The sequence below is a fragment of the Lentzea sp. NPDC051208 genome, assembly GCF_040682435.1.
Classification (GTDB): Bacteria; Actinomycetota; Actinomycetes; order Mycobacteriales; family Pseudonocardiaceae; genus Lentzea; species Lentzea kristufekii.
In genome coordinates this window covers 19,830-39,575 of sequence record NZ_JBFBAW010000031.1, presented here as the reverse complement: position 1 = coordinate 39,575, position 19,746 = coordinate 19,830, and the positions used below count along the sequence as shown (strand labels likewise).

The following is a 19,746-nucleotide window of genomic DNA, read 5'->3' as shown; positions in this document are numbered from 1 at the left end:
CACCCATGGAAGGGTCCTTTCTCAAGAAAACCGGGAGAGGAGCTCGCCGCGCACCTGCGACGCGGTCGACACGACGAGCATGAGCAGCGTGCTCAGCGGCTCGGGCTTGAGGCCGTCCGCCGGGAAGGCGTAGCGCAGCATCACGTCCGTGCCCCGTTCGGACGCGATGACACCCAGCGTCCCGAAAAGGCCCTGACCAGCGCGTTCGGCGACCCACACGGCCACGTCGCCGACCAGGTCCCACGCGACGACGACCGTCAGCGAGAGAACCGTCAGCCCTTCGGCCAGTTCCATGCCCTGCACCGCGCACGGCACGTCGCCGTGCCGGAAGCTCAACGCGCCGTCGTCGTCCACGGAGACGTCGTGGAACAGCTCCAACGCCTTGCGCGCGGCCTCCAGGGCCTCACCACTCGCGTTCACGACGACACCACCTCCTCGCCCGGCTTGTCGACGGCACCGCCGAAGCGGCGGTCGCGCCCGGCGAACTTCTCGCAGGCCCGCCACAGGTCGCGGCGGTCGAAATCGGGCCAGAGGATGTCCTGGAACACCATCTCGGCGTACGCGGACTGCCACAGCAGGAAGTTCGAGATGCGCTGCTCCCCGGACGGCCTGATGAACAGGTCGACCTCGGGCATCTCCGGCTTGTACAGGTACTTCGCGAGGGTGCGCTCGTCGACCTTGTCCGGGTTGATCTTCCCGGCGGCGACCAGGCGCGCGACCTCGCGGGCGGCGTCACCGATCTCCGCGCGGCCGCCGTAGTTCACGCACATGACGAGGTTCAGCACGTCGTTCTCGGCCGTGCGGACCTCGGCCTCCTGCAGCTGCTTGATGACGCTGCCCCACAGCTTCGGCGAGCGGCCGGCCCAGTGGATGCGGACACCCATCTCGTCCAGCTCGTCGGTGCGGCGCGCGATCACGTCGCGGTTGAAGTTCATCAGGAAGCGGACCTCTTCAGGACTGCGCTTCCAGTTCTCCGTGGAGAACGCGTAAAGGGAAAGCCACTTCACGCCCAGCTCGATGGAGCCCTTCGCGACGTCGAGCACGACCTGCTCACCGCGCTTGTGCCCCTCCACCCGCGACAGCCCGCGCTGGTTCGCCCAACGGCCGTTGCCGTCCATCACGATCGCGATGTGCTTGGGCACCAGGTCGGCGGGGATGTCCGGGGGCGTCGCACCGGACTCGTGCGGCTCCGGCGGGCGCGGAACGCGCTTCTCACGCTCGGAGCGGCGGCGACGCAACATGAGGGCTCGGCATCCTCTCGGGCGAAAACCGTTGTCGGGTAGCCGCCACATTAGCCGCTAGCGCCGCCTGCCCTTCTCCCATCCCCCGAGCCAGGTCCGGAACGCCTCCTGCCACTCGTCGCACGGTCCGGTCCGGCGCAGCAACTCAGGAACGATGTCGCGCAGGTCCTCCGGCTGCGGTCGCCACGCACGGCTCACGGAATCATCGCGGCGCATCTGCTGCGCCCACATGCGCAGTGGAGGCAGACCGTCGACGATCGGAGTGACGTACGCGGGCGCGGCGACGTCCGTCTGGAGCGAGAAACCCGTGCACATCGTGAACAGGAACAACCGGTAGAAACCCGCCACGTGCGCCGCTGTCACGCCGTCCTCCGGCGCCTTCAGCGGGAACATCTCCGAGATGCCCCTGAAGCGGTCGGCCACGGCGACCAGGGCCCTGTTCACCTGCTGGGACATGCTCAGCACGCAACGCACGTCGCCCGCGACGACACCGAGCATGTACTGCAGCTCGGGATGGATCCCTCTGGATCCGAACAGCTGCTGCAGCGCGGTCACCAGTGGACCGCTCGTGCACACCCGGTTTCCTTGCGCGTCCCAATCCACGTGAGAACTCTCGAGCAACGCCCTGCCGCCGAGCAGCTCGACGAAGTCGCGGGCGGTGATCAGGCCGCGGCCCAGCATCCGGTGCACGACGTCCGAAGCGGTTCTGCCGAGCCGGGTCAGCTCTGTGGCCAACGGCAGCCGGTCGGAGTGGTCCCTGCCGAGCAGGTGCAGCGGTGGCGTGCGCGGGCCTCCCGGCAGCGCGCGGCCCCAGTTCCCCAGCAGCACGAAGACCAGTCCCGCACCCAGTCGTGCCGCACCCCGATCCGGGTCCGACACGCTCTCGTCACCCAGGATCTCGTCGTCGAGGATCTCGTGACAGGTCTTGCGCAGCAGCGGCCAGTTCTCCTCCGGCAGGTCGAGCAGCAACGTCAGCACCGCGCTGTCCAGCGTGGATCCGACCACGCGAACCGCCTGGCGGTACAGGGCCACCTGCGTCTTGGGCGTCGGGCTCATGAACCGCAACGACCGCAGTGCGAACTCCAGGAGCGTCGGGTCCTGCCTGCCCGCGCCGTACTGGTCGAACACCAGCAGCGTGAGGCACTGGTCGATCGCCTGTACCAACCGCCGGTCAAGCTCCTGAATCGCGATCTGGGGCACCACCTCGCTCTGCCCGCTCACGATCAACGGCTGGATGCGGCTGACGAGCTCGTGCGCGCCGTTGCAGTGCCGCACGATGAAGCACGCGGCGAAGTACTCCATGAACGTGCGGTGCGTGAACCCGAAGAGTTTCTCCCCGCGAGCGCTCACCCCGGTCCGGGTGAGCAGCCACGCCCGCCCGCCGCAGTAGTCGAGGAACTCCTGCGCGGCTGTCGTCGCGGCGGTTCCCCTGCGGCCGACGACGTTGCGCGCGAAGTAGTCGCCGATCAGGTCTCGCAGCTTCGCCTCGGTCTCGCCGCCCTGCGAGTCGACCCGGTTGAAGAAGTAGTAGGCGAGCTCGTGCACCAGGTACCGGTGCTGGTCCTTGGTCCGGTAGGCACCCGGCACGTGCCGGACCCGGTCCCACTTCTCGAACAGCAACTCGGCGCACTGCTCGTAGACCTGCGGCCGGTTCTCCGGGATGTAGCCGTCGTACTCGTAGATCATGCACAGCAGCGACAGCATCAACGGGTTCGTGCGCAGGTCACCTACGTGCACGCTGTCCAACAGGAACATCGCCATCCGCCGCTCCGGGTCGGCGTGGTGCGGTCCCGAGGTCAGCCGGAACCAGCGTCCGACGTACGTCTCCACCTGCGGGTCGGTGAAGTCGGGCAGGTGGAACACGGGGAAGACCGCGGGGTCGAGGCGCGCGGTCGAATACCCCTCCTCCCGTGCCGTCACGACCACGCGAACGAGCGGATAGTGCAGGCAGAACGCCTCGATCGCCTCCACTGTCGCCCGACGCCTGTCCACGTCGCTGATCTCGTCGAGGCCGTCGAAGACGATGACCGCGAGTCCCAGGGCGAGCACGTCGCGCACCACGCCGACGTCGTGGTCGTGCTGCGTCAGCACCCCGAGCCGTTCGGTGAGCAGCGTGGCGTACGACTCCTCCAGCCGCTGGTGGTCCTTGAGTTCGAGCACCAGCGGCGCGAGTCTGCTCTCCTCCGCCCCCAGCTGGTACATCATCCGGCGCAGGAACGTGCTCTTGCCGGCACCGGGGTTGCCGATCACGACGAACCTGCGTTCGGCCAGGTCGTCCTCGGAGATCGCCTCTCCCACCGAGCCGGTCGACGACCACGGCGCCAGCACCCGGTTGACGTACATCTGCTCGATGGGCACCCGGTGGTCCTCGCGCGAGTGCGGCATCACCAGCTTCGCGAAACGTCTGCGCATCTCCCTCTTGATCGACCGCACGGCGGCGTGCGCCGCGTCGACGCGCCCGAAGTCGGCGGAGACCTCGACCCGGTCGAGCACCGCCCGCACGATCGGGTGGTCCTGGTCGATCGAGTCCGGCCGTTGGCTGATCCGGATCGCGTGGACCAGGTCCTCCTCGTCGAACGCGCCCGCCTGCCGCAGTTCGAGGACCGCGAGCCGGACCGCGTCACTCAGGTCGTCCCACAACGCCGTGCCGATCGCAGCGGCTCGTTCGCCGGGTATGTCGAGCTTGCCTGCCAGCTCCTGGACGAACGTCGCGGCGAGCCGTTCCTGCTCCTCCGCGCGGTCACCCTGTGACAGTTCGAGGAACGCGAGCAGCTCCAGCAAGCCGGTGCAGAGGCGGCTGGAGAGGTAGTCGGCGATGGCGTCCTGCTGGGCGCGGGCGAGTTCGAGCTCGGCCCAGGCCGGGTTCCGCCGCACGGCCTCCGGTGCCGGCAGCGCCGCGTCGAGCGACTCCTTCCACCCGGCCGCGGAAGCACGAACGGCAAGCCCGCCAACGGCTCCCGCCGCCGACCGCCCCGCGAGTGCGACGAGCGCCGAATCTGCCACGCGGCGAAACTACAGAGATCTTGAACGTGCATCCCGGCCGTGGCGCGAACTTAGCCTGATCAGCCCAGCGCGTCTTCGGGCCTGGTCCTGCGCTCGACCAAAGGCAACGACCTGAGCTGCCGTTCGAGGTGCCACTGCAGATGCGCCGCGACCAGGCCACTCGCGTCACGACGGGCGATGTGCGGGATCTCGTCGACCACGGTCCACTGGCCGTGCAGCAGCGCCGAGAGCAACGTCAGCGTGTCCTGGGACGGCGACGAGGACCCGGCCGGACGGCAGGTCGGGCAGCACGAGCCGCCCGCCTGGATGCTGAACGCCCGGTGCGGACCGGGGTTACCGCACTTCGCGCACTCGTTCACCGCGGGCGCCCATCCCGCGAACGCCATCGCACGCATGAGGAACGCGTCCAGCAGCAGCGACGGGTCGCGCTCACCGTTCGACAACGCCCTCAACGCCCCGGCCACGAGCATGTAGAGCCGCAGGACCGGTTCGCCCTCTTCGGCCGTGAGCCGGTCAGCGGTCTCCAAGATGGCGCACGCGGCCGTGTAGCGCTGGTAGTCGGTGACGATGCCGACGCCGAACGCGTCCAGCGTCTGCACCTGCGTGATGATGTCGAGCGACCGGCCGGGGTGGAACTGCACGTCTACGTGGCAGAACGGCTCCAGCCGCGCGCCGAACTTCGACGACGTGCGGCGCACGCCCTTGGCCACGGCGCGGAGCTTGCCGTGCTTCTGGGTCAGGAAGGTGATGATCCGGTCCGCTTCACCGAGCTTCTGCACACGAAGCACGATTCCGGTGTCGCGGTACAGGTTGGCCATCAGAAGCCCAGGCGGCGCAACTGCTTCGGGTCCCGCTGCCAGTCCTTGGCGATCTTGATGTGCAGGTCCAGGTACACGCGGCTGCCCAGCAGCGCCTCGATCTGCTTGCGGGCGGCCATGCCGACCTGCTTGAGCCGCTCACCCCGGTGGCCCAGGATGATCGCCTTCTGCGACGGCCGCTCCACGTACACGAACGCGTGGATGTCGATCAGGTCGTTGCGGCCCTCGCGCGCCTGCATCTCCTCGACGACGACGGCGATGGAGTGCGGCAGCTCGTCGCGCACGCCTTCCAGCGCGGCCTCGCGGATGAGCTCGGCGACCAGCGTCTGCTCCGGCTCGTCGGTCAGGTCGCCGTCCGGGAACAGCTGCGGGCCCTCGGGCAGCTTCTTCAGCAGCAGGTCGCTCAGCTTGTCGACCTGGAAGCCGTCGACGGCGGACACCGGGATGATCTCGGCGAACTCCATGACCTTCTGCAACGCGAGCAGCTGTTCCATCACCTGCTGCTGCGACACCAGGTCGGTCTTGGTGACGATGCCGACCACGGGCGTGCGCTTGGCGACCTTCTCCAGCTCGGCGGCGATGAACTTGTCACCGGGGCCGACCTTCTGGTCCGCGGGCACGCAGAAGCCGACGACGTCGACCTCCGACCACGTCTCGCGCACCAGGTCGTTGAGGCGCTGGCCGAGCAGCGTGCGCGGCCGGTGCAGACCGGGCGTGTCGACCAGCACGAGCTGGCCGTCCTCGCGGTGCACGATGCCGCGGATCGTGTGGCGCGTGGTCTGCGGCTTGCTGGACGTGATGGCGACCTTCGAGCCCACCAGCGCGTTCGTCAGCGTCGACTTCCCTGCGTTCGGGCGGCCGACGAAGCACGCGAACCCGGAGCGGTAACCATCCATCCGTCCATTGTCCCTGGGACCGGCAACCGGGTTGTCGCCGGTCCCGGAACCTGCTATTCCGTCACGTCCGCGACCGGTCAGGACCAGGCCAGCTGGTGCGCCCCGTCGTCGGCGCCGACGACGAACGCGTCGATGCGGCCAGGGCCCCACGACACGGCCCCGGCGCCGCCGTTCAGCACACCGCCGTGGAACTCCCACTGGTGCCACACCTGGTCGAACGCCTTGTGGAACAGCCCGTTGTCCGTGCCGCGGACGAACACGTCGAGCCTGCCGGGCGCCCACGACGCGACACCGGGCGCCGCGCTGATACCGCCGCCGAGCGACTCCCACTGGCCCCATGCGCCGTTGTCAGCCCACGTGTGGTGCAGCGAGTTGTCGTCGCCCTTGGCGAAGACGTCGATCCGGCTTGCGTCCCACGACACCGAGGCCGGCGCCGAGGTGAGGTTGCCGCCCAGCGACTTCCAGCCCGACCAGGTGCCGTTGTCCAGGCTCTTCACGTACAGGTCGTCGTCGGTCCCGCCCCCGCGGCCGACCGTGAAGACGTCGAGCTTGCCCGGCCCGCGCGACGAGATGGCCGGGGCGTACTGGTAGCGACCGGCGTCGATCGTCTCCCAGGCACGCCACTGGCCGTCGTAGACGAGCCGCTGCAGGGCACCACCGGCGGTGCCCGCCACGACGTCGATGCGGCCAGGACCCCACGCCACGGCCGAGGGCGAGGTGCCGAGGTAACCGCCGAGCGACTCCCAGTCGAGCCATCGGCCGTTCTCGTACACGCGGTGCATCAGCGTGTGGTCGATGCCGGTGGCGAACACGTCGAGCCGGCCGGGACCCCAGGTCGTGACCGCGGGCGTGCCGTACAGCTTGCCGCCGTGCCCGGCCCAGTTCCACGCCGCGTGCGCCGCCGGCGTGGACAGGAACAGCGTGCCCGCGGCGATCGCGAGCACGCCGAACAACGCTGTCAAACGTCTCATCTGCGTTTCTCCCCCAATGATCACGGGACTGGTCCCGCTCGGGGTCATCGCAGCACGTCGGCGGCGTCTCCGGTCGAAGTTGCACGGATGACGGGCGCAGTTGCCGCCCGGTCCCGGACCACGGCTCGCTAGAACTGCTTGCGCAGCTCGCCGGAAGTGTTCGCGAGGAGCACCGGGCCGGTGGGTGTGAGGTCACGCACGGCCGCGAGCGACTCCCCGTCCACCCGGTTCGCCTCGGTGACGACCGCCGCCGCTTCCAGCCCCTCGGCACCGCTCGACACGGCGGCCGCGACGGCCGCCTGCAGCGCGGTGAGCTTCAGCGACGGCAACGAGACCGTGGAGGCGTTGTAGGTGCGGCCGTCGAGGTCCCGCACCGCCGCTCCCTCCTCGGCACCGTTGCGCGCACGGACGGACCGCGCCAGCGTGATCAGCTTGGCGTCCTCGGGGGCAACGTCAGTCATCTTCTTCTGTCTCCTTCTGCACGGGACGCACGAGCACAGTGGTGACCCGGATGCGGCCGCGTTCGTCCTTGCCGCCCTCGGCCCGCATGCGCAGGCCGGCGATCTCCGCCTCGGTGCCGGGCAGCGGCACGCGCCCGAGCCGTTGCGCGAGCAGGCCGCCGACGGTCTCGACCTCGTGGTCGTCGAGCTCGGTGCCGAACAACGCGTCCAGGTCGTCCACCGGCAGGCGCGCGCTGACCCGCACCGCGCCGTCCTCCAGGTGCTCGATCGGCGGACGGTCGTCGGTGTCGGACTCGTCGGTGATCTCGCCGACGATCTCCTCGAGGATGTCCTCGATGGTCAGCAGGCCCGCGGTGCCGCCGTACTCGTCCACGACGATCGCCATGTGCCGGCGTGACACCTGCATCTCCCGCAGCAGGTCCGCGATGGGCTTCGAGTCCGGGATGAAGCTCATCGGGCGCATCAGCTCGGCGACGTTCTTCGGGTCCTCGTCCTCGGCGAGCGTGGCCCGCATCAGGTCCTTGAGGTTCACCACGCCGAGCACGTCGTCGACGCTCTCGCCGATCACCGGCACGCGGGTGTAGCCCGTGCGCAACGACAGCGCGAGCGCCTGCCGCACCGACTTCGACTGCTCGATCCACACGATCTCGGTGCGCGGCACCATGATCTCGCGCGTGATGGTGTCACCCAGCTCGAACACCGAGTGGATCATCTCGCGCTCGCCCTCGTCCACGACGCCGCGTTCCTGCGCCATGTCGACGAGCTCGCGCAGCTCGACCTCGGAGCTGAACGGGCCCTCGCGGAAGCCCTTGCCGGGCGTGATGGCGTTACCGATGAGGATCAGCAACTTGGACAGCGGACCGAGCACGCGCCCGAGCTGCCGGACGGTGCCCGCGGCGAGCAGGCTCACGCCGTACGGGTGCTGACGGCCGAGCGTGCGCGGTCCGACGCCGACCAGGACGTACGACACGATGAGCATGCTCAGGCAGGCGTACAGGACAGCGAGCCCGTCCTGTTCCACGAAGTCGAGGAAGACCGTCGTGGCCAGCACCGCCGCCGACATCTCGCAGGCCAGCCGCAGCAGCAACAACAGGTTGACGTGCCGCGGCCGGTCGTTCAGGACGTGCAGCAACTGCCCGGTGCCCCAGCGGCCCTGCCGTTGCAGGGCCTCCACCCGTGCGCGTGACACGGTGCCGAGAGCGGCATCCACACACGCGAACAGGCCTGCGGCAAGCACGAGCAGAACGGCCAGCACGATCACACTGGCAGGGTTCGCGCTCATCGCGTCAGGCTTCTTCGTTCTTCTCGTCCAGGCCGACCGCGCCGAGCACCTTGTCGTCGGTGCTGCGCTGGTGCGCGGCCCGTTCGGCCTCGTCACGGGCGGTGCGGAAGTCGCCGAGGATGCGGTTCTGCAACGTGAACATCTCACGTTCCTCAGCGGGCTCGGCGTGGTCGTAGCCCAGCAGGTGCAGCACGCCGTGCACGGTCAGCAGGTGCAGCTCGTCCAGCAGGCCGTGGCCCGCCTTCTTGGCCTGGTCCTTGGCGAACGCGGGGCACAGCACGATGTCCCCGAGCAGCGCGGGCCCGAGGCCCGCGGCGTCGGGGCGGCGCGCGGAGTCCAGCTCGTCCATGGGGAAGGCCATGACGTCCGTCGGACCCGGCAGGTCCATCCAGCGCTCGTGCAGGTCGGCCATCACGTCCAGCTCCACGAGCAGGACGGACAACTCGGCCAGCGGGCTCACGCCCATGCGGTCCAGCGCGAAGCGGGCGGCGGAGACGATGGAACCCTCGTCGACTCCGACACCCGACTCGTTGGCGATCTCGATGCTCACGGCGCCTATCGTCCTCGCCGCTGGTTCCCCCGGCGTGCACCGGGTCCGTGGTGCTGCCCGTTCTGGTCGACGAGGTCCTGCTGGACCTGCCACTTGTCGTACGCGTCGACGATGTCGCCGACCAGGCGGTGGCGCACCACGTCCTGGCTGGTCAGCACCGAGAAGTGCACGTCGTCGACGCCTTCGAGGATGTCCCGCACGACCCGCAGGCCGCTGCGCTGGCCGCCGGGGAGGTCGACCTGGGTGATGTCACCCGTGACGACCACCTTTGAGCCGAAGCCGAGGCGGGTGAGGAACATCTTCATCTGCTCGGGCGTGGTGTTCTGCGCCTCGTCGAGGATGATGAACGCGTCGTTGAGCGTGTTGTGCGTCAGCAGGTAGTCCTCGGTGACGTACAGGGAGTCCTGCGCCGCCACCTGGATGCACACCGTCTCAGTCCGGCCTGCGGGCTCGATGCTGTCGATGAACCGCATCGGACGTCCGCCGCCACCGGCCGCGTGGTACTTCTCCCGCTTGCGCTTGAGCCGGAACGGCTCGACGCCCTCGGGCAGCCTGATGTCGAGGACGTACGCGTCGTGGCGGTAGCCGACGTCACGGCCCTTCGCCCTGCCCGGCTTGCGTCCCTCGGCCGGACGGCAGCGCCAGTAGGCGACGCCGCCCAGCGAGCGGACCAGTGCGACCACGTCGTCCCGGAGCCGCTCCGACGTCGTCGCGTACTGGACGCGACAGGTACGGCCGAGCTGGGCGACCGGGCCGCCGTCCGAGTCGAGCAGGCCCTGCAGGACGGCGAGACGCACGTCCGCGCTGTTGTGCAGGTAGAGCTCGGGCACGAACTTGGTGTGCGAACGGGTGCCGTGCAGTCCCAGCTCGCGCATCACGGCAGTCACGGGATTCGCGATCGTGATGACGTCACCAGGCGTCCTGATGCGCCGCATCGTGTAGTCGACCTGGGACTTCTTCATCACCGCGATGTCCGGCTCCAACGCGATCTGCAGTGCGAAGGCGAGTGCCGGGTCAGCGGTCGAGAACGACGGCGTCGTCGAGCCCGTGATGCACCCGTCGCCCAGCAGCAGGCCCAGCGCGTACGCGTTCATCGGCACTTCGCGTTCCGGCAGGCACACCGGTGCGCTGAGGAGCGGGAGCTCGTACCGCCGGGCGTGTGCCGCCCGCAGGTTGCCGATCATCTCCTTGGTCTCGAGCACTCGCCACGGCTTGTTCCGACGCCGTTCGGACGCCGTCCGAACGGTCCAGAGGTGTTCACCGCAGGCGAGCGTCGACGAACCGTCCTGTGCCGTGACGCGGTAGACGTCCTTCTCACCCTGCGGGTAGACGCCCAGCACCGGGGTCGGCTCGCCGTTGGAGCCGATGACGAGGTCACCGACCTGCAGCGACCCGATCGGCCGGTAACCGTCCGGGGTCAGCACCGGGGTGAAGATCGGCTGGGCGCGGCCACGCATGTAGGCCAGTGGTGCGACCTCGATCGTGCCCGCCTGCGTGAGGCGCGGGATCGACTCCGGGTCGACCATGTCGTGCAGCGCGTCGTAGAGCGGGCGCAGGTACGGGTCGATCTTCTCGTAGAGCGTGCCGGGCAGGTAGCCCAGGCGCTCGCCCGCCTCGACGGCCGGGCGGGTGAGGATGATCCGGTTCACCTGCTTGGCCTGCAGCGCCTGCACGGCCTTGGCCATGGCGAGGTACGTCTTGCCGGTGCCGGCGGGGCCGATGCCGAACACGATCGTGTTCTTGTCGATCGCGTCGACGTAGTGCTTCTGGTTCAGCGTCTTCGGCCTGATGGTGCGGCCGCGGCGGCTGACGATGTCGAGGCTCAGGACCTCGGCCGGCGACTCGACGTCGTTCGCGCTGAGCATCGCGACGATGCGGCGGACGGCGTTCTGGTCGATGGCCTGACCTCGGCCCGCGAGGGTGATGAGCTCGGAGAACACGCGTTCGGCGAAGGCCACGTCGGCGGGGTCGCCGGACAAGGTGATCTCGTTCCCGCGCACGTGCACGTCGGCGTCGAGCAGTTCCTCCGCGAGGCGGAGGTTCTCGTCGCGCGACCCGAGCAGCGTGAGCACCGCACCTTCCGGCACGGCGAACCGGGACTGACCTTCCTTGTTGCTCTGCTGGTTTTCTTCGGCCACGTGGCCCCGGCCTGCTTCCTGTCGCTCGGATCTGGTGCCGTCGATGCTAGTCCGGCCGAAAATGGGTGGCTACCGCTTTGCTCACGGTGTGTGCTCGGTAGCTGTGGAGATCCGCAGGCTCGGCGTTGAGGACGTACCCGAGTGCATGAAGCTCGTGACGGACCGGGGTTGGAGCTGGACGCCCGCTCAGTGGGAGATGCTGCTGGGCCTCGGTCCGGGCTTCGGCGCCTTCGACGAGACCGGCTTGCTCGGCACGACACTGGTCACGCCGTATCCCGAGATGCAGGCGATCAGCGGCGTGCTGGTCGGTTCGTGGGCCGAACGCAGAGGCATCGCGGGCGCTCTGATGTCCCACGTACTGGATGCGGGACCGTCGGTGCTGTACGCGACGGCGATGGGCCAGCCGCTGTACGAGCGGCTCGGCTTTCACTCGGTCGGGCGTGCGTCGGCGTACCACGGCGAGAGCGGCACGGCGACCGGTGTGACACGTCCGGCGACGCCTGACGACCTGCCCGCGGTGGTGGCGCTGGACCGGGCGGCGAGCGGGTTCACGCGCGAGGCGTTCTGGGCGCACGTGTTCGGTCCGTCATCGGCGTACACGCCCCACGTCGCGGAGGACGGTTTCGCCTGTACGCGGCGCATGGGTGAGACGTTGGTCATCGGTCCGCTCATAGCACCGGACGCGGCGGCGGCGTGCGAGATCATTGCTGACGTGGCCGCCGGCGCCGGGCCGTCCCGTGTCGACGTGAGCGACCCGGACGTGGCGGCGTACCTGACGGGCAAGGGTTACGAGGTGCGAGGGGGCTGCGCGCTGATGGTGCACGGCGTCGACGACGTCGGCGGCGACCGCGGGCGGTACTTCGCGCCCGCGTCGCTCGCGCTGGGATGACTGGGGAAACTGTGGAACTGCGACGACTGACCTTGGACGACATCCCCGCGTGCTCCGACCTGGCGGAAAGCCGGTCGTGGCCGCGCGAGGAGAGCAAGTGGGAGTTCCTGCTCACGTACGGCGAGGGCTGGGGACTGTTCGACGAGCACGGCCTCGTCGGCACGACGATCGTGACGCACTACCCGGAGCTGGCGTCGGTCAGCATGGTGCTGGTCGCCGAACGCGCCGCGCGCCAGGGCCACGCCCGCCGGCTGGTGTCGCACGTGCTGGACACGGGTGTCTCGACGTTGTTCGCCACGTCGATGGGCCGCCCGCTCTACGAGCAGCTGGGCTTCCACGCCGTCGGGTTCACCGACATCCACGCCGGGACGTTCACCGGACCGGCATCCGGCGTGTCGCGCCTCGCGACCGCCGCCGACCTCGACGACCTCGTCGCGCTCGACACCAAGGTCACCGGCCTCACCCGGCCGTACCTGTGGGAGTCGCTGCTCAGGATGGGCACGGTGCGGATCTCCGAGCACGGCGTCGCGGGCTCGTGGCAGGTGCGCGAAGGCCGGAAGCTGATCGGCCCGGTCATCTCGGACTCCCCCGCCGACGCGTGCGCGCTCATCGCCGACTGCGCCGCCGGTGATCCCAGCGTGCGCGTCGACGTGCACGACCCCGAGGTCATCGCGTTCGTGCGCGAGAACGGCCTGGAGTCGTGGGGTGAGGCGACCTGGATGGTCCGCGGTGCCGAGCAACTGCCAGGTGACCGCACCCGCTACCGCGCTCCGCTGCTGCAGGCCCTCGGCTAGAGGCGCCGGCCGCCGAGCAGGTGCAGGTGGGCGTGGAAGACCTCCTGTCCGCTGTCCGGCCCGGTGTTGAAGAGCAGCCGGTAGCCGGACTCGGCCACGCCCTCGGCGTCGGCGACCTCCTTCGCGGCGGCGAAGAGGTCGCCGAGCTGGTCACCGGTCAGGTCGACGGCGTTCGGCACGTGCTCGCGCGGGATGAGCAGCACGTGCACGGGCGCCTTGGGCTGGATGTCGCGGAACGCGAGCGTCGTCTTGGTCTCGTGCACGATCGTCGCGGGAATCTCACCGTCGACGATCCGGCAGAACAAACAGGACATGCCCCAAGCTAAACGAACAGGCGGTCCAGCTGCTCGTCGACGGCCTCGACCATGTCGGCGACCGTGAGCTCGCCGGGCCCGAGCCCGTGGTGGATGTTGAGCCCGTCGATCAGCACGATGAACCGCCGCGCGGCCTTCATCGGCACGACGCCGTCCCGCAGCTCACCGGCTTCGTGCGCCGCGACGAGAACGCGCGCGACCCCGTCGTACAACTCGCGTGTGCCGGTGCGTTCCAGTTCGTGCAACGACGGCTCGACCATCGCGCGCGGCAGGAACGACAGCAGCACCGCGGCCTCGGCCCGGCGGTCGTCGTCCAGCGCCAGCATCTCGTGCGCGAAGGACCGCAGCACCTCCCGGTTGCCGGCGGTGGTGTCGATCTTCTCGAGCCGCGCCAGGAACCGCCGGTACGCGAGTTCCATCGCGAACCCCAGCAAGGCGTCCTGCGTCGGGAAGTAGTGGCGCAGCGACCCGCTCGACCAGCCGGACTCCGCGGCGACGGCACGCACGGACGCGTGGTCTATCCCGTCCCGCTGGACGATGCGCCACACCGCCTCAGCGAGTTCCCGGCGGCGTTCGTCGTGGTCGACAACCTTGGGCACCGGCCCTTTTTAGCAGTCGCGCGCGAGCCGGACGACAGCCGCGCGGCACCTCTCCCACGACTCCGTGCCGGGCGTGATCACGTCCATGTGGCCCGCTCCCCCGACCACGACGAGCTCCGCCTGCGGCTCGGCTGCGCAGAACCCGATCGACTGCTCCACCGGCACGTCCTCGTCCTGGTCACCGTGCACGCACACCACCGGCTTGCCGATGGGGATCAGCGCGGCCGGCGAGGCGTCCGCGAACTGCTCCTCGGTGCACAGCTCCAGCGCCCGCGGCGTGATGTGCTTCGTGAAGTCCAGCACCGCCGCCTGGGCGACCGCTCCGGCCACTCGCGCGCTGTGCTTGGCCGCCCACACGGCGAGGTGGCCTCCCGCGCTGTGCCCGAGCGTCACGACGGGCCCGATGTCGACCGCGTCGATGGCGGCGAGCACGTCCTCACCGGTCTGCGGCCAGCCACCGCCGCCGCTCACCCGCCGGTATTCGATGTTCCAGACAACAAATCCTTCTGCGACGAGCACGTCCGCAAGAGGGCGGCCTAGTTCGAGGCCGTAGCGCTGGTGCCAAAAACCACCGTGAATGACGACAACGGCACCCTGAGTCGCGGTCTCGGGAACGTAAAGCTCGCCGAACTGACTGGGATGGTCACCGTAAGCAATTTGCTGCACACGCAGAACTTACGTGAACGACAAGAATTCGCCGAGAAGCGCGCCGGTTCGATAGGGAGTGACGAACCCGCAGGCCAGGCGGCCGGAGCAGGCCACGCACGCCGGGAAACCAAAAGGGGCGCCTCGCGGTCCGAAGCCTGGGGGTCGCTTCGCCGCGAGGCGCCGACGCCGGACCGAGGGGGGAGGTGTCCGGCGAGTCTTTTGGTCAGAAGGTCTAATCGTCTACTCCGTTTCCGGATAGACCAATCAGCCCCACTGCGAACAAGAGTAACCCCAACCGCCTGCGGTTCGCTACAACTTGCGTCAAGCCAATCCATCCGATGTTCACCTTGCGAGTGATCGGGGTCACCACCTAGTAGTACGTACCCCGATGGCACCAAGAGCAACCGCCGCAGCGGTAGATGCACGCAGAACGGTTGGTCCCAATCGGACGATCCGGGCACCCGAAGATCGCAACGCGTCGAGTTCCTCGGGTGTGATTCCGCCTTCGGGACCCACGACGAGCAGCACGTCCCCGGAATCGGGCAGCGCGACGTCCGCGAGCCGTTCGGTCGCGCTTTCGTGCAACACGAGAGTGAGCGCCGACGACGACACGCGATGAGAAAGCTGGTTCGTGCTCACGGGTTCGTCGACGAACGGCACTCGCGCGCGGCGTGCCTGCTTGGCCGCCTCACGAACCGTGGACCGCCAGCGCCCCAGCGCTTTCGCACCGCGCGGGCCGTCCTCCCACTTCGCCACGCACCGCGCCGCTCGCCACGGCACCACGCCGTCCACACCGGCCTCGGTGGCCAGCTCGACCGCCAGCTCACCCCGGTCGCCCTTCACCAGGGCCTGGGCGAGCACGACGCGCGGTGCCGGTTCGGGCTCCACCCAGCGCTCGACCACGCGCAACGCCAGGGCGTCCTTCTCCACCGCCACCACGGAACAGCGCACCTGGGCACCGGAACCGTCCGACAGGACGAGTTCCTCACCCGCGCGCAACCGCTTCACGGTGGCGGCGTGCCGGCCTTCCGGGCCGTCGAGCACGAACTCCTCACCGGAGGGCAGCGCCTCGACGAGGAAGACCGGCAGGGTCACCGGTGGCCGCGCGAGGAGCGCAGGCGGGAGAACAGCCCGCCGCCGCCCTTGCCGTTGTGGGACAGGGAGGGCTCGTTCTCGCCGCGCATCTCGGCCAGGTCGCGCAGCAACGAGGCCTGCGCGGCGTCGAGCTTGGTCGGCACGACCACCTCGAGGTGCACGTGCAGGTCGCCGCGACCGTCGACACGGCCGGTGGACCGCAGCTTCGGCATGCCGCGACCGGTCATGACGAGCTGCGTGCCCGGCTGCGTGCCGGGGTCGATCTGCAGTTCTTCCTCGCCGTCCAGGGTCTTCAACGGCAACGTGGCGCCCAGGGCGGCCGTCGTCATCGGGATCTGGACGATGCAGTGCAGGTCGGCGCCGTCGCGTTCGAAGATCTCGTGCGGGTGCTCCTCGACCTCGACGTACAGGTCGCCGGCCGGGCCACCGCCGGGACCGACCTCGCCCTGGCCCGCGAGGCGCACGCGCATGCCCTCGGCGACACCGGCGGGGATGTTCACCGAGATCGTGCGGCGCGACCGCGTGCGGCCGTCACCGGCGCACTGCTGGCACGGGTCGGGGATGACCTCGCCGTAGCCGCGGCACACCGGGCACGGGCGCGACGTGACGACCTGGCCGAGGAACGAGCGCTGCACCGACTGCACCTCGCCGCGGCCGTGGCAGGTGTCGCACTGGACGGGCTTGGAGTTGTTCTGCGTGCCGGCGCCGTGGCAGCGGTCGCACAGGATCGCCGTGTCGACGGTCAGCTCACGGGTGGCACCCGCCGCGCACTCCTCCAGCGTCATGTCGAGCCGGATCAGCGCGTCGGAACCGGGCTGCACGCGGCTGCGCGGCCCGCGGCCACCGCCGGGCGAGGCACCGAAGAAGGCGTCCATGATGTCGCCGAGGCCGAAGCCCGCGAACGGGTCACCACCCGCGCGGCCACCACCGCCCGAGTCGAGCGGGTCGCCTCCCAGGTCGACGACGCGGCGCTTCTCGGGGTTCGACAACACCTCGTAGGCGGCCGTCACCTCCTTGAAGCGGGCCTCCTCGTTGGGATTGACGTCCGGGTGCAGCTGCCTCGCGAGCTTGCGATAGGCGCGCTTGATCTCATCCTGTGTCGCGTTCTGCGAGACACCGAGGATGCCGTAGTAATCCCTGGCCACCTTGTTCGCTTTCGTGTTCATCTCAAGTGCAAGACGTTTCTGGTCAACGACCGGTCAGGATCTCACCGACATAGTTGGCGACCGCGCGCACGGCGGCCATGGTCCCGGGGTAGTCCATGCGCGTCGGTCCGACGACGCCCAGGCCGCCGAGCGGATTGTCGCGGCTGCCGTAGCCGATGGACACCACGGAAGTGCTGCGCATCTCAGCGGCCTCGTTCTCCTCGCCGATGCGCACCAGCACGCGACCGGGGTCGCGGGAGGCGGCGAGCAGCTTGAGCACGACGACCTGCTCCTCCAGTGCCTCCAGCACCTGCCGCAGCGAGCCCGGGAAGTCGGTGATGCTGCGCGTGAGGTTCGCCGTACCGCCGAGCACCAGCCGTTCCTCGGGGTGCTCCACCAGCGTCTCGATGAGCACAGTAGCGACTCGCAGCATCGGATCGCGCAGGTTCGACGGTACCTCGTCGGGCAGCTCGGCGACCTTGGCACTCGCCTCGGCCAGCCGCTGCCCCGCCATCGCCTGGTTCAGCACGCCGCGCAGCTGGGCCGTGTGCTCCTCGCTGATCACGTCCCCGAGCTCGACGATCCGCTGGTCGACGCGGCCGGTGTCGGTGATGAGCACCAGCATCAGCCGCGACGGAGTGATCGGCAGCACCTCCAGGTGGCGCACGGCCGCGCGCGACAGCGTCGGCACCTGGATCACCGCCACCTGCCGGGTCAGCTGCGCGAGCAACCGCACGCTGCGGCGCATCACGTCGTCGAGGTCGACCGCACCGTCGAGGAAGCTGCGGATGGCCCGCCTCTCGGCCTGCGAGAGCGGCTTGATCTCGCTCAGCTTGTCGACGAAGAGCCGGTAACCCTTGTCCGTCGGCACACGCCCCGCGCTGGTGTGCGGCTGGGCGATGTACCCCTCGTCCTCCAGCGCGGCCATGTCGTTGCGCACGGTCGCGCTCGACACACCCAGGTTGTGCCGGTCGACCAGGGCCTTCGACCCCACGGGCTCCTGGTTGGACACGTAGTCGGCAACGATGGCGCGAAGCACCTCGAAACGACGCTCATCGGCGTTCACCGCTGTTCACCTCCATGTCCACTGCTCCCGAGTTTACCCAGCCCGTTTCCTGCTCGGTGCGCGCTCTGAAGTCCTGCTCGATCCGGCCTCCGGTTTTTGTCGGTGGTGGTCGCTAGGGTCCAAACGTGGACAACGTTGTGTGGCTGCGGCCACCCGGCAAGCCATGCCTGGTGCTCAGCGACGACGAGTGGCGGAAGGGTTCGGTCGTCTGGGAGGAGACCCGCAGGGAGGACGGGCTCTGGTGGGGCACGGTGACGTACGACAAAGAAGGACAGAAGATCACCGAGGTGCGCAGTCAGCACGACCTGCGCGCCCGCTGATCAGGGAAGCAGGCGCCTGACCACGGCGTCGGCCAGCAGGCGGCCGCGGTCGGTCAGCACGCAGCGGTCGTCGTACGGCTCCAGCAGCCCGTCGGCGATCGCCTGCTTCGCCTCCTCACGGCCGGCCTCGTCCAGCACGTCCATCGGCAAACCTTCGGCGAGGCGCAGTTCCAGCAGCACCCGTTCGACGCGCTGGTCCTCGGCCGACAGCGTCTCGCGCCCTGCGGCGGGCGAGTTGCCCTCGGCCAGCAGGGCCGAGTAGCGGGCCGGGTGCTTCACGTTCCAGAAGCGCACTCCGCCCACGTGGCTGTGCGCGCCGGGACCGAAGCCCCACCAGTCGGCGCCCTTCCAGTAGAGGACGTTGTGCTGGCACTGCGCTTCGACGGACGTCGCCCAGTTCGACACCTCGTACCAGGAGAAGCCGGCGCCGCTCAGCACCGAGTCGACCATCTCGTACGACGAGGCCAGCACGTCGTCGTCGGGCATGGGCAGGTCGCCGCGGCGGATGCGGCGGGCGAGGCCGGTGCCGTCCTCCACGATCAACGCGTACGCGGACACGTGGTCGACGCCCGCGGCCAGCACGGCGTCGAGGGATTCGGCCAGATCCGAGGGTCGCTCCCCCGGTGTGCCATAAATCAGGTCCAGGTTCACGTGCTCGAACCCGGCTTCACGGGCCTCCAGCGCGGCTTCCCCCGGACGGCCGGGCGTGTGCTTGCGGTCGAGCACGGCGAGAACGTGCCGTGCGGCGGACTGCATGCCCAGGGACACGCGCGTGTAGCCGGCCGAACGAATCCCTTCGAAGAACGGAACAGACGTCGACTCGGGGTTCGACTCCGTCGTCACCTCGGCGCCGGGAGCCAGGCCGAACGACTGCCGCACCGCGTCCAGCACGTCGCCCAGACCTGAGGCACCGAGCAGAGAAGGCGTACCGCCGCCGACGAAGACGGTCTGGGCGGGCACGGGAGACCCGAGGACGGAAGCGGCCAGGTCCAGTTCGCGGCGCAGGCCCTCCAGCCACGATTGCGGTGACGCCGAGGAACCCAGCTCACCGGGCGTGTAGGTGTTGAAGTCGCAGTAACCGCACCGGGTCGCGCAGAACGGCACGTGCACGTAGATGCCGAAGGGGCGCGAGCCGACACCGGCGAGAGCGGAAGGAGGAAGCGAACCGTCGGCGGGCGCGGGCTCGCCATCGGGCAAAGCGGAGGGCATGACTCCCAGTGTCCCCTACACGGCCCGAATGGCGGTGTTCGACCAGGGAAATTATCTGTCGGTGACAGAAGTATTACGTAGTGAAACCGGCCCACGATGTCAACTCACCCTCGTCAATCCCAGCATTCGGTTGGCGGTGGACCACGCACTGGACGGCATGCACACTGAGGTCATGCATTCGACTGGAGTCCGCCTCGTGGCCCGCCGCCACGTCGACTTCCGTCGTGTCTCCAGCGCGATGTGCCGTCGTTCGGCATGACCGCGCGCTGATTTGTTCCCGTCAGCGCTCGGCGCGCTGACGAGGCCC

At 69.3% G+C, this 19,746-nt stretch carries 20 protein-coding genes and 3 pseudogenes; 4 read left to right on the top strand and 19 right to left on the bottom strand.

All coding sequences use genetic code 11. The features are described from left to right. Positions 1 to 21 precede the first annotated feature (21 nt). The 12 genes and pseudogenes from AB0M48_RS42500 to AB0M48_RS42445 form a co-directional block, all read right to left on the bottom strand. Positions 22 to 420 carry a YbjN domain-containing protein gene (locus tag AB0M48_RS42500; RefSeq protein ID WP_086667743.1) on the bottom strand — a complete coding sequence of 133 codons (399 nt, stop codon included), beginning with the start codon at positions 418 to 420 and terminating at the stop codon, positions 22 to 24. Next, a complete protein-coding gene (locus AB0M48_RS42495) occupies positions 417 to 1,241 on the bottom strand; it encodes an isoprenyl transferase (protein ID WP_363854076.1) in 825 nt (274 codons plus the stop codon). Before AB0M48_RS42495 ends, AB0M48_RS42500 begins: the two co-directional genes overlap by 4 nt. Before the next feature lie 57 nt (positions 1,242 to 1,298). Beyond that, the gene (locus AB0M48_RS42490) at positions 1,299 to 4,244 is read right to left on the bottom strand and encodes an NACHT domain-containing protein (RefSeq protein WP_363854073.1); all 2,946 of its coding nucleotides are present in this window, start codon (positions 4,242 to 4,244) and stop codon (positions 1,299 to 1,301) included. A gap of 59 nt (positions 4,245 to 4,303) precedes the next feature. Then, the gene (recO, locus tag AB0M48_RS42485) at positions 4,304 to 5,062 is read right to left on the bottom strand and encodes a DNA repair protein RecO (protein ID WP_363854070.1); all 759 of its coding nucleotides are present in this window, start codon (positions 5,060 to 5,062) and stop codon (positions 4,304 to 4,306) included. After that, positions 5,062 to 5,958: a GTPase Era gene (gene era, locus AB0M48_RS42480; protein WP_363854067.1), complete on the bottom strand. Its 897-nt coding sequence runs from the start codon at positions 5,956 to 5,958 to the stop codon at positions 5,062 to 5,064. The genes recO and era overlap by 1 nt, the downstream gene beginning before the upstream one ends. A 77-nt stretch (positions 5,959 to 6,035) precedes the next feature. Next, complete coding sequence (locus AB0M48_RS42475) at positions 6,036 to 6,929, bottom strand: carbohydrate-binding protein (protein ID WP_363854064.1); 894 nt, start codon at positions 6,927 to 6,929, stop codon at positions 6,036 to 6,038. Between the two features lie 128 nt (positions 6,930 to 7,057). Beyond that, positions 7,058 to 7,390 (bottom strand): cytidine deaminase, encoded by a 333-nt coding sequence (locus AB0M48_RS42470; protein ID WP_363854061.1) that lies wholly within the window; start codon positions 7,388 to 7,390, stop codon positions 7,058 to 7,060. Further along, positions 7,383 to 8,672 (bottom strand): hemolysin family protein, encoded by a 1,290-nt coding sequence (locus tag AB0M48_RS42465; RefSeq protein ID WP_363854058.1) that lies wholly within the window; start codon positions 8,670 to 8,672, stop codon positions 7,383 to 7,385. Before AB0M48_RS42465 ends, AB0M48_RS42470 begins: the two co-directional genes overlap by 8 nt. 4 nt (positions 8,673 to 8,676) lie before the next feature. After that, on the bottom strand, positions 8,677 to 9,222 hold the full coding sequence (gene ybeY / locus AB0M48_RS42460; protein WP_030474423.1) for an rRNA maturation RNase YbeY: 546 nt from the start codon (positions 9,220 to 9,222) through the stop codon (positions 8,677 to 8,679). A gap of 5 nt (positions 9,223 to 9,227) precedes the next feature. After that, positions 9,228 to 9,584 (bottom strand): annotated as a pseudogene (locus AB0M48_RS42455) (PhoH family protein); the annotation flags it as partial. Positions 9,585 to 9,854: 270 nt separating this feature from the next. Continuing rightward, positions 9,855 to 10,097 (bottom strand): annotated as a pseudogene (locus AB0M48_RS42450) (LAGLIDADG family homing endonuclease); the annotation flags it as partial. Positions 10,098 to 10,667: 570 nt separating this feature from the next. After that, positions 10,668 to 11,360, bottom strand: a pseudogene (locus tag AB0M48_RS42445) (PhoH family protein); the annotation flags it as partial. 145 nt (positions 11,361 to 11,505) lie between these two features. On the opposite strand from AB0M48_RS42445, the gene AB0M48_RS42440 reads away from it, so the two are divergent. Together AB0M48_RS42440 and AB0M48_RS42435 are read left to right on the top strand one after the other, a co-directional pair. Next, positions 11,506 to 12,249 (top strand): GNAT family N-acetyltransferase, encoded by a 744-nt coding sequence (locus AB0M48_RS42440; RefSeq protein WP_363854054.1) that lies wholly within the window; start codon positions 11,506 to 11,508, stop codon positions 12,247 to 12,249. An 11-nt stretch (positions 12,250 to 12,260) separates the two neighbouring features. Continuing rightward, positions 12,261 to 13,043, top strand: coding sequence for a GNAT family N-acetyltransferase (locus AB0M48_RS42435; RefSeq protein WP_363854051.1), 783 nt, complete (start codon positions 12,261 to 12,263; stop codon positions 13,041 to 13,043). Here the strand turns inward: AB0M48_RS42435 and AB0M48_RS42430 are convergent. The 6 genes from AB0M48_RS42430 to hrcA form a co-directional block, all read right to left on the bottom strand. Then, positions 13,040 to 13,357 carry a histidine triad nucleotide-binding protein gene (locus tag AB0M48_RS42430; protein ID WP_363854049.1) on the bottom strand — a complete coding sequence of 106 codons (318 nt, stop codon included), beginning with the start codon at positions 13,355 to 13,357 and terminating at the stop codon, positions 13,040 to 13,042. The genes AB0M48_RS42435 and AB0M48_RS42430 overlap by 4 nt on opposite strands. 8 nt (positions 13,358 to 13,365) lie before the next feature. Next, a complete protein-coding gene (locus tag AB0M48_RS42425) occupies positions 13,366 to 13,956 on the bottom strand; it encodes a TetR family transcriptional regulator C-terminal domain-containing protein (RefSeq protein ID WP_363854046.1) in 591 nt (196 codons plus the stop codon). 9 nt (positions 13,957 to 13,965) lie between these two features. Further along, positions 13,966 to 14,622 (bottom strand): alpha/beta hydrolase, encoded by a 657-nt coding sequence (locus AB0M48_RS42420; protein ID WP_363854043.1) that lies wholly within the window; start codon positions 14,620 to 14,622, stop codon positions 13,966 to 13,968. Positions 14,623 to 14,967: 345 nt separating this feature from the next. Further along, positions 14,968 to 15,699, bottom strand: coding sequence for a 16S rRNA (uracil(1498)-N(3))-methyltransferase (locus AB0M48_RS42415; protein ID WP_319984066.1), 732 nt, complete (start codon positions 15,697 to 15,699; stop codon positions 14,968 to 14,970). Beyond that, the gene (gene dnaJ / locus AB0M48_RS42410; protein WP_363854192.1) at positions 15,696 to 16,844 is read right to left on the bottom strand and encodes a molecular chaperone DnaJ; all 1,149 of its coding nucleotides are present in this window, start codon (positions 16,842 to 16,844) and stop codon (positions 15,696 to 15,698) included. Before dnaJ ends, AB0M48_RS42415 begins: the two co-directional genes overlap by 4 nt. 43 nt (positions 16,845 to 16,887) lie before the next feature. Next, entirely contained in the window at positions 16,888 to 17,910 is a 1,023-nt protein-coding gene (hrcA, locus tag AB0M48_RS42405) for a heat-inducible transcriptional repressor HrcA (RefSeq protein WP_363854040.1), read from the bottom strand. Between the two features lie 125 nt (positions 17,911 to 18,035). On the opposite strand from hrcA, the gene AB0M48_RS42400 reads away from it, so the two are divergent. Continuing rightward, on the top strand, positions 18,036 to 18,230 hold the full coding sequence (locus tag AB0M48_RS42400; protein ID WP_363854037.1) for a hypothetical protein: 195 nt from the start codon (positions 18,036 to 18,038) through the stop codon (positions 18,228 to 18,230). Here the strand turns inward: AB0M48_RS42400 and hemW are convergent, their stop codons facing one another. Beyond that, complete coding sequence (gene hemW, locus AB0M48_RS42395; RefSeq protein WP_363854033.1) at positions 18,231 to 19,439, bottom strand: radical SAM family heme chaperone HemW; 1,209 nt, start codon at positions 19,437 to 19,439, stop codon at positions 18,231 to 18,233. A 28-nt stretch (positions 19,440 to 19,467) separates the two neighbouring features. Here hemW and AB0M48_RS42390 point away from each other — a divergent pair, with 28 nt between their 5' ends. After that, entirely contained in the window at positions 19,468 to 19,698 is a 231-nt protein-coding gene (locus AB0M48_RS42390) for a putative leader peptide (protein WP_363854030.1), read from the top strand. The last annotated feature ends 48 nt before the right edge of the window (positions 19,699 to 19,746 follow it).

Excerpts from the sequence above, each read along its gene's own strand:
- AB0M48_RS42495 (WP_363854076.1), bottom strand. The coding sequence starts at position 1,241 with ATGTTGCGTCGCCGCCGCTCCGAGCGTGAGAAGCGCGTTCCGCGCCCG.
- recO (WP_363854070.1), bottom strand. The coding sequence starts at position 5,062 with ATGGCCAACCTGTACCGCGACACCGGAATCGTGCTTCGTGTGCAGAAG.
- era (WP_363854067.1), bottom strand. The coding sequence starts at position 5,958 with ATGGATGGTTACCGCTCCGGGTTCGCGTGCTTCGTCGGCCGCCCGAAC.
- AB0M48_RS42475 (WP_363854064.1), bottom strand. The coding sequence starts at position 6,929 with ATGAGACGTTTGACAGCGTTGTTCGGCGTGCTCGCGATCGCCGCGGGC.
- AB0M48_RS42470 (WP_363854061.1), bottom strand. The coding sequence starts at position 7,390 with ATGACTGACGTTGCCCCCGAGGACGCCAAGCTGATCACGCTGGCGCGG.
- AB0M48_RS42465 (WP_363854058.1), bottom strand. The coding sequence starts at position 8,672 with ATGAGCGCGAACCCTGCCAGTGTGATCGTGCTGGCCGTTCTGCTCGTG.
- AB0M48_RS42440 (WP_363854054.1), top strand. The coding sequence starts at position 11,506 with ATGAAGCTCGTGACGGACCGGGGTTGGAGCTGGACGCCCGCTCAGTGG.
- AB0M48_RS42430 (WP_363854049.1), bottom strand. The coding sequence starts at position 13,357 with ATGTCCTGTTTGTTCTGCCGGATCGTCGACGGTGAGATTCCCGCGACG.
- hemW (WP_363854033.1), bottom strand. The coding sequence starts at position 19,439 with ATGCCCTCCGCTTTGCCCGATGGCGAGCCCGCGCCCGCCGACGGTTCG.
- AB0M48_RS42390 (WP_363854030.1), top strand. The coding sequence starts at position 19,468 with ATGGCGGTGTTCGACCAGGGAAATTATCTGTCGGTGACAGAAGTATTA.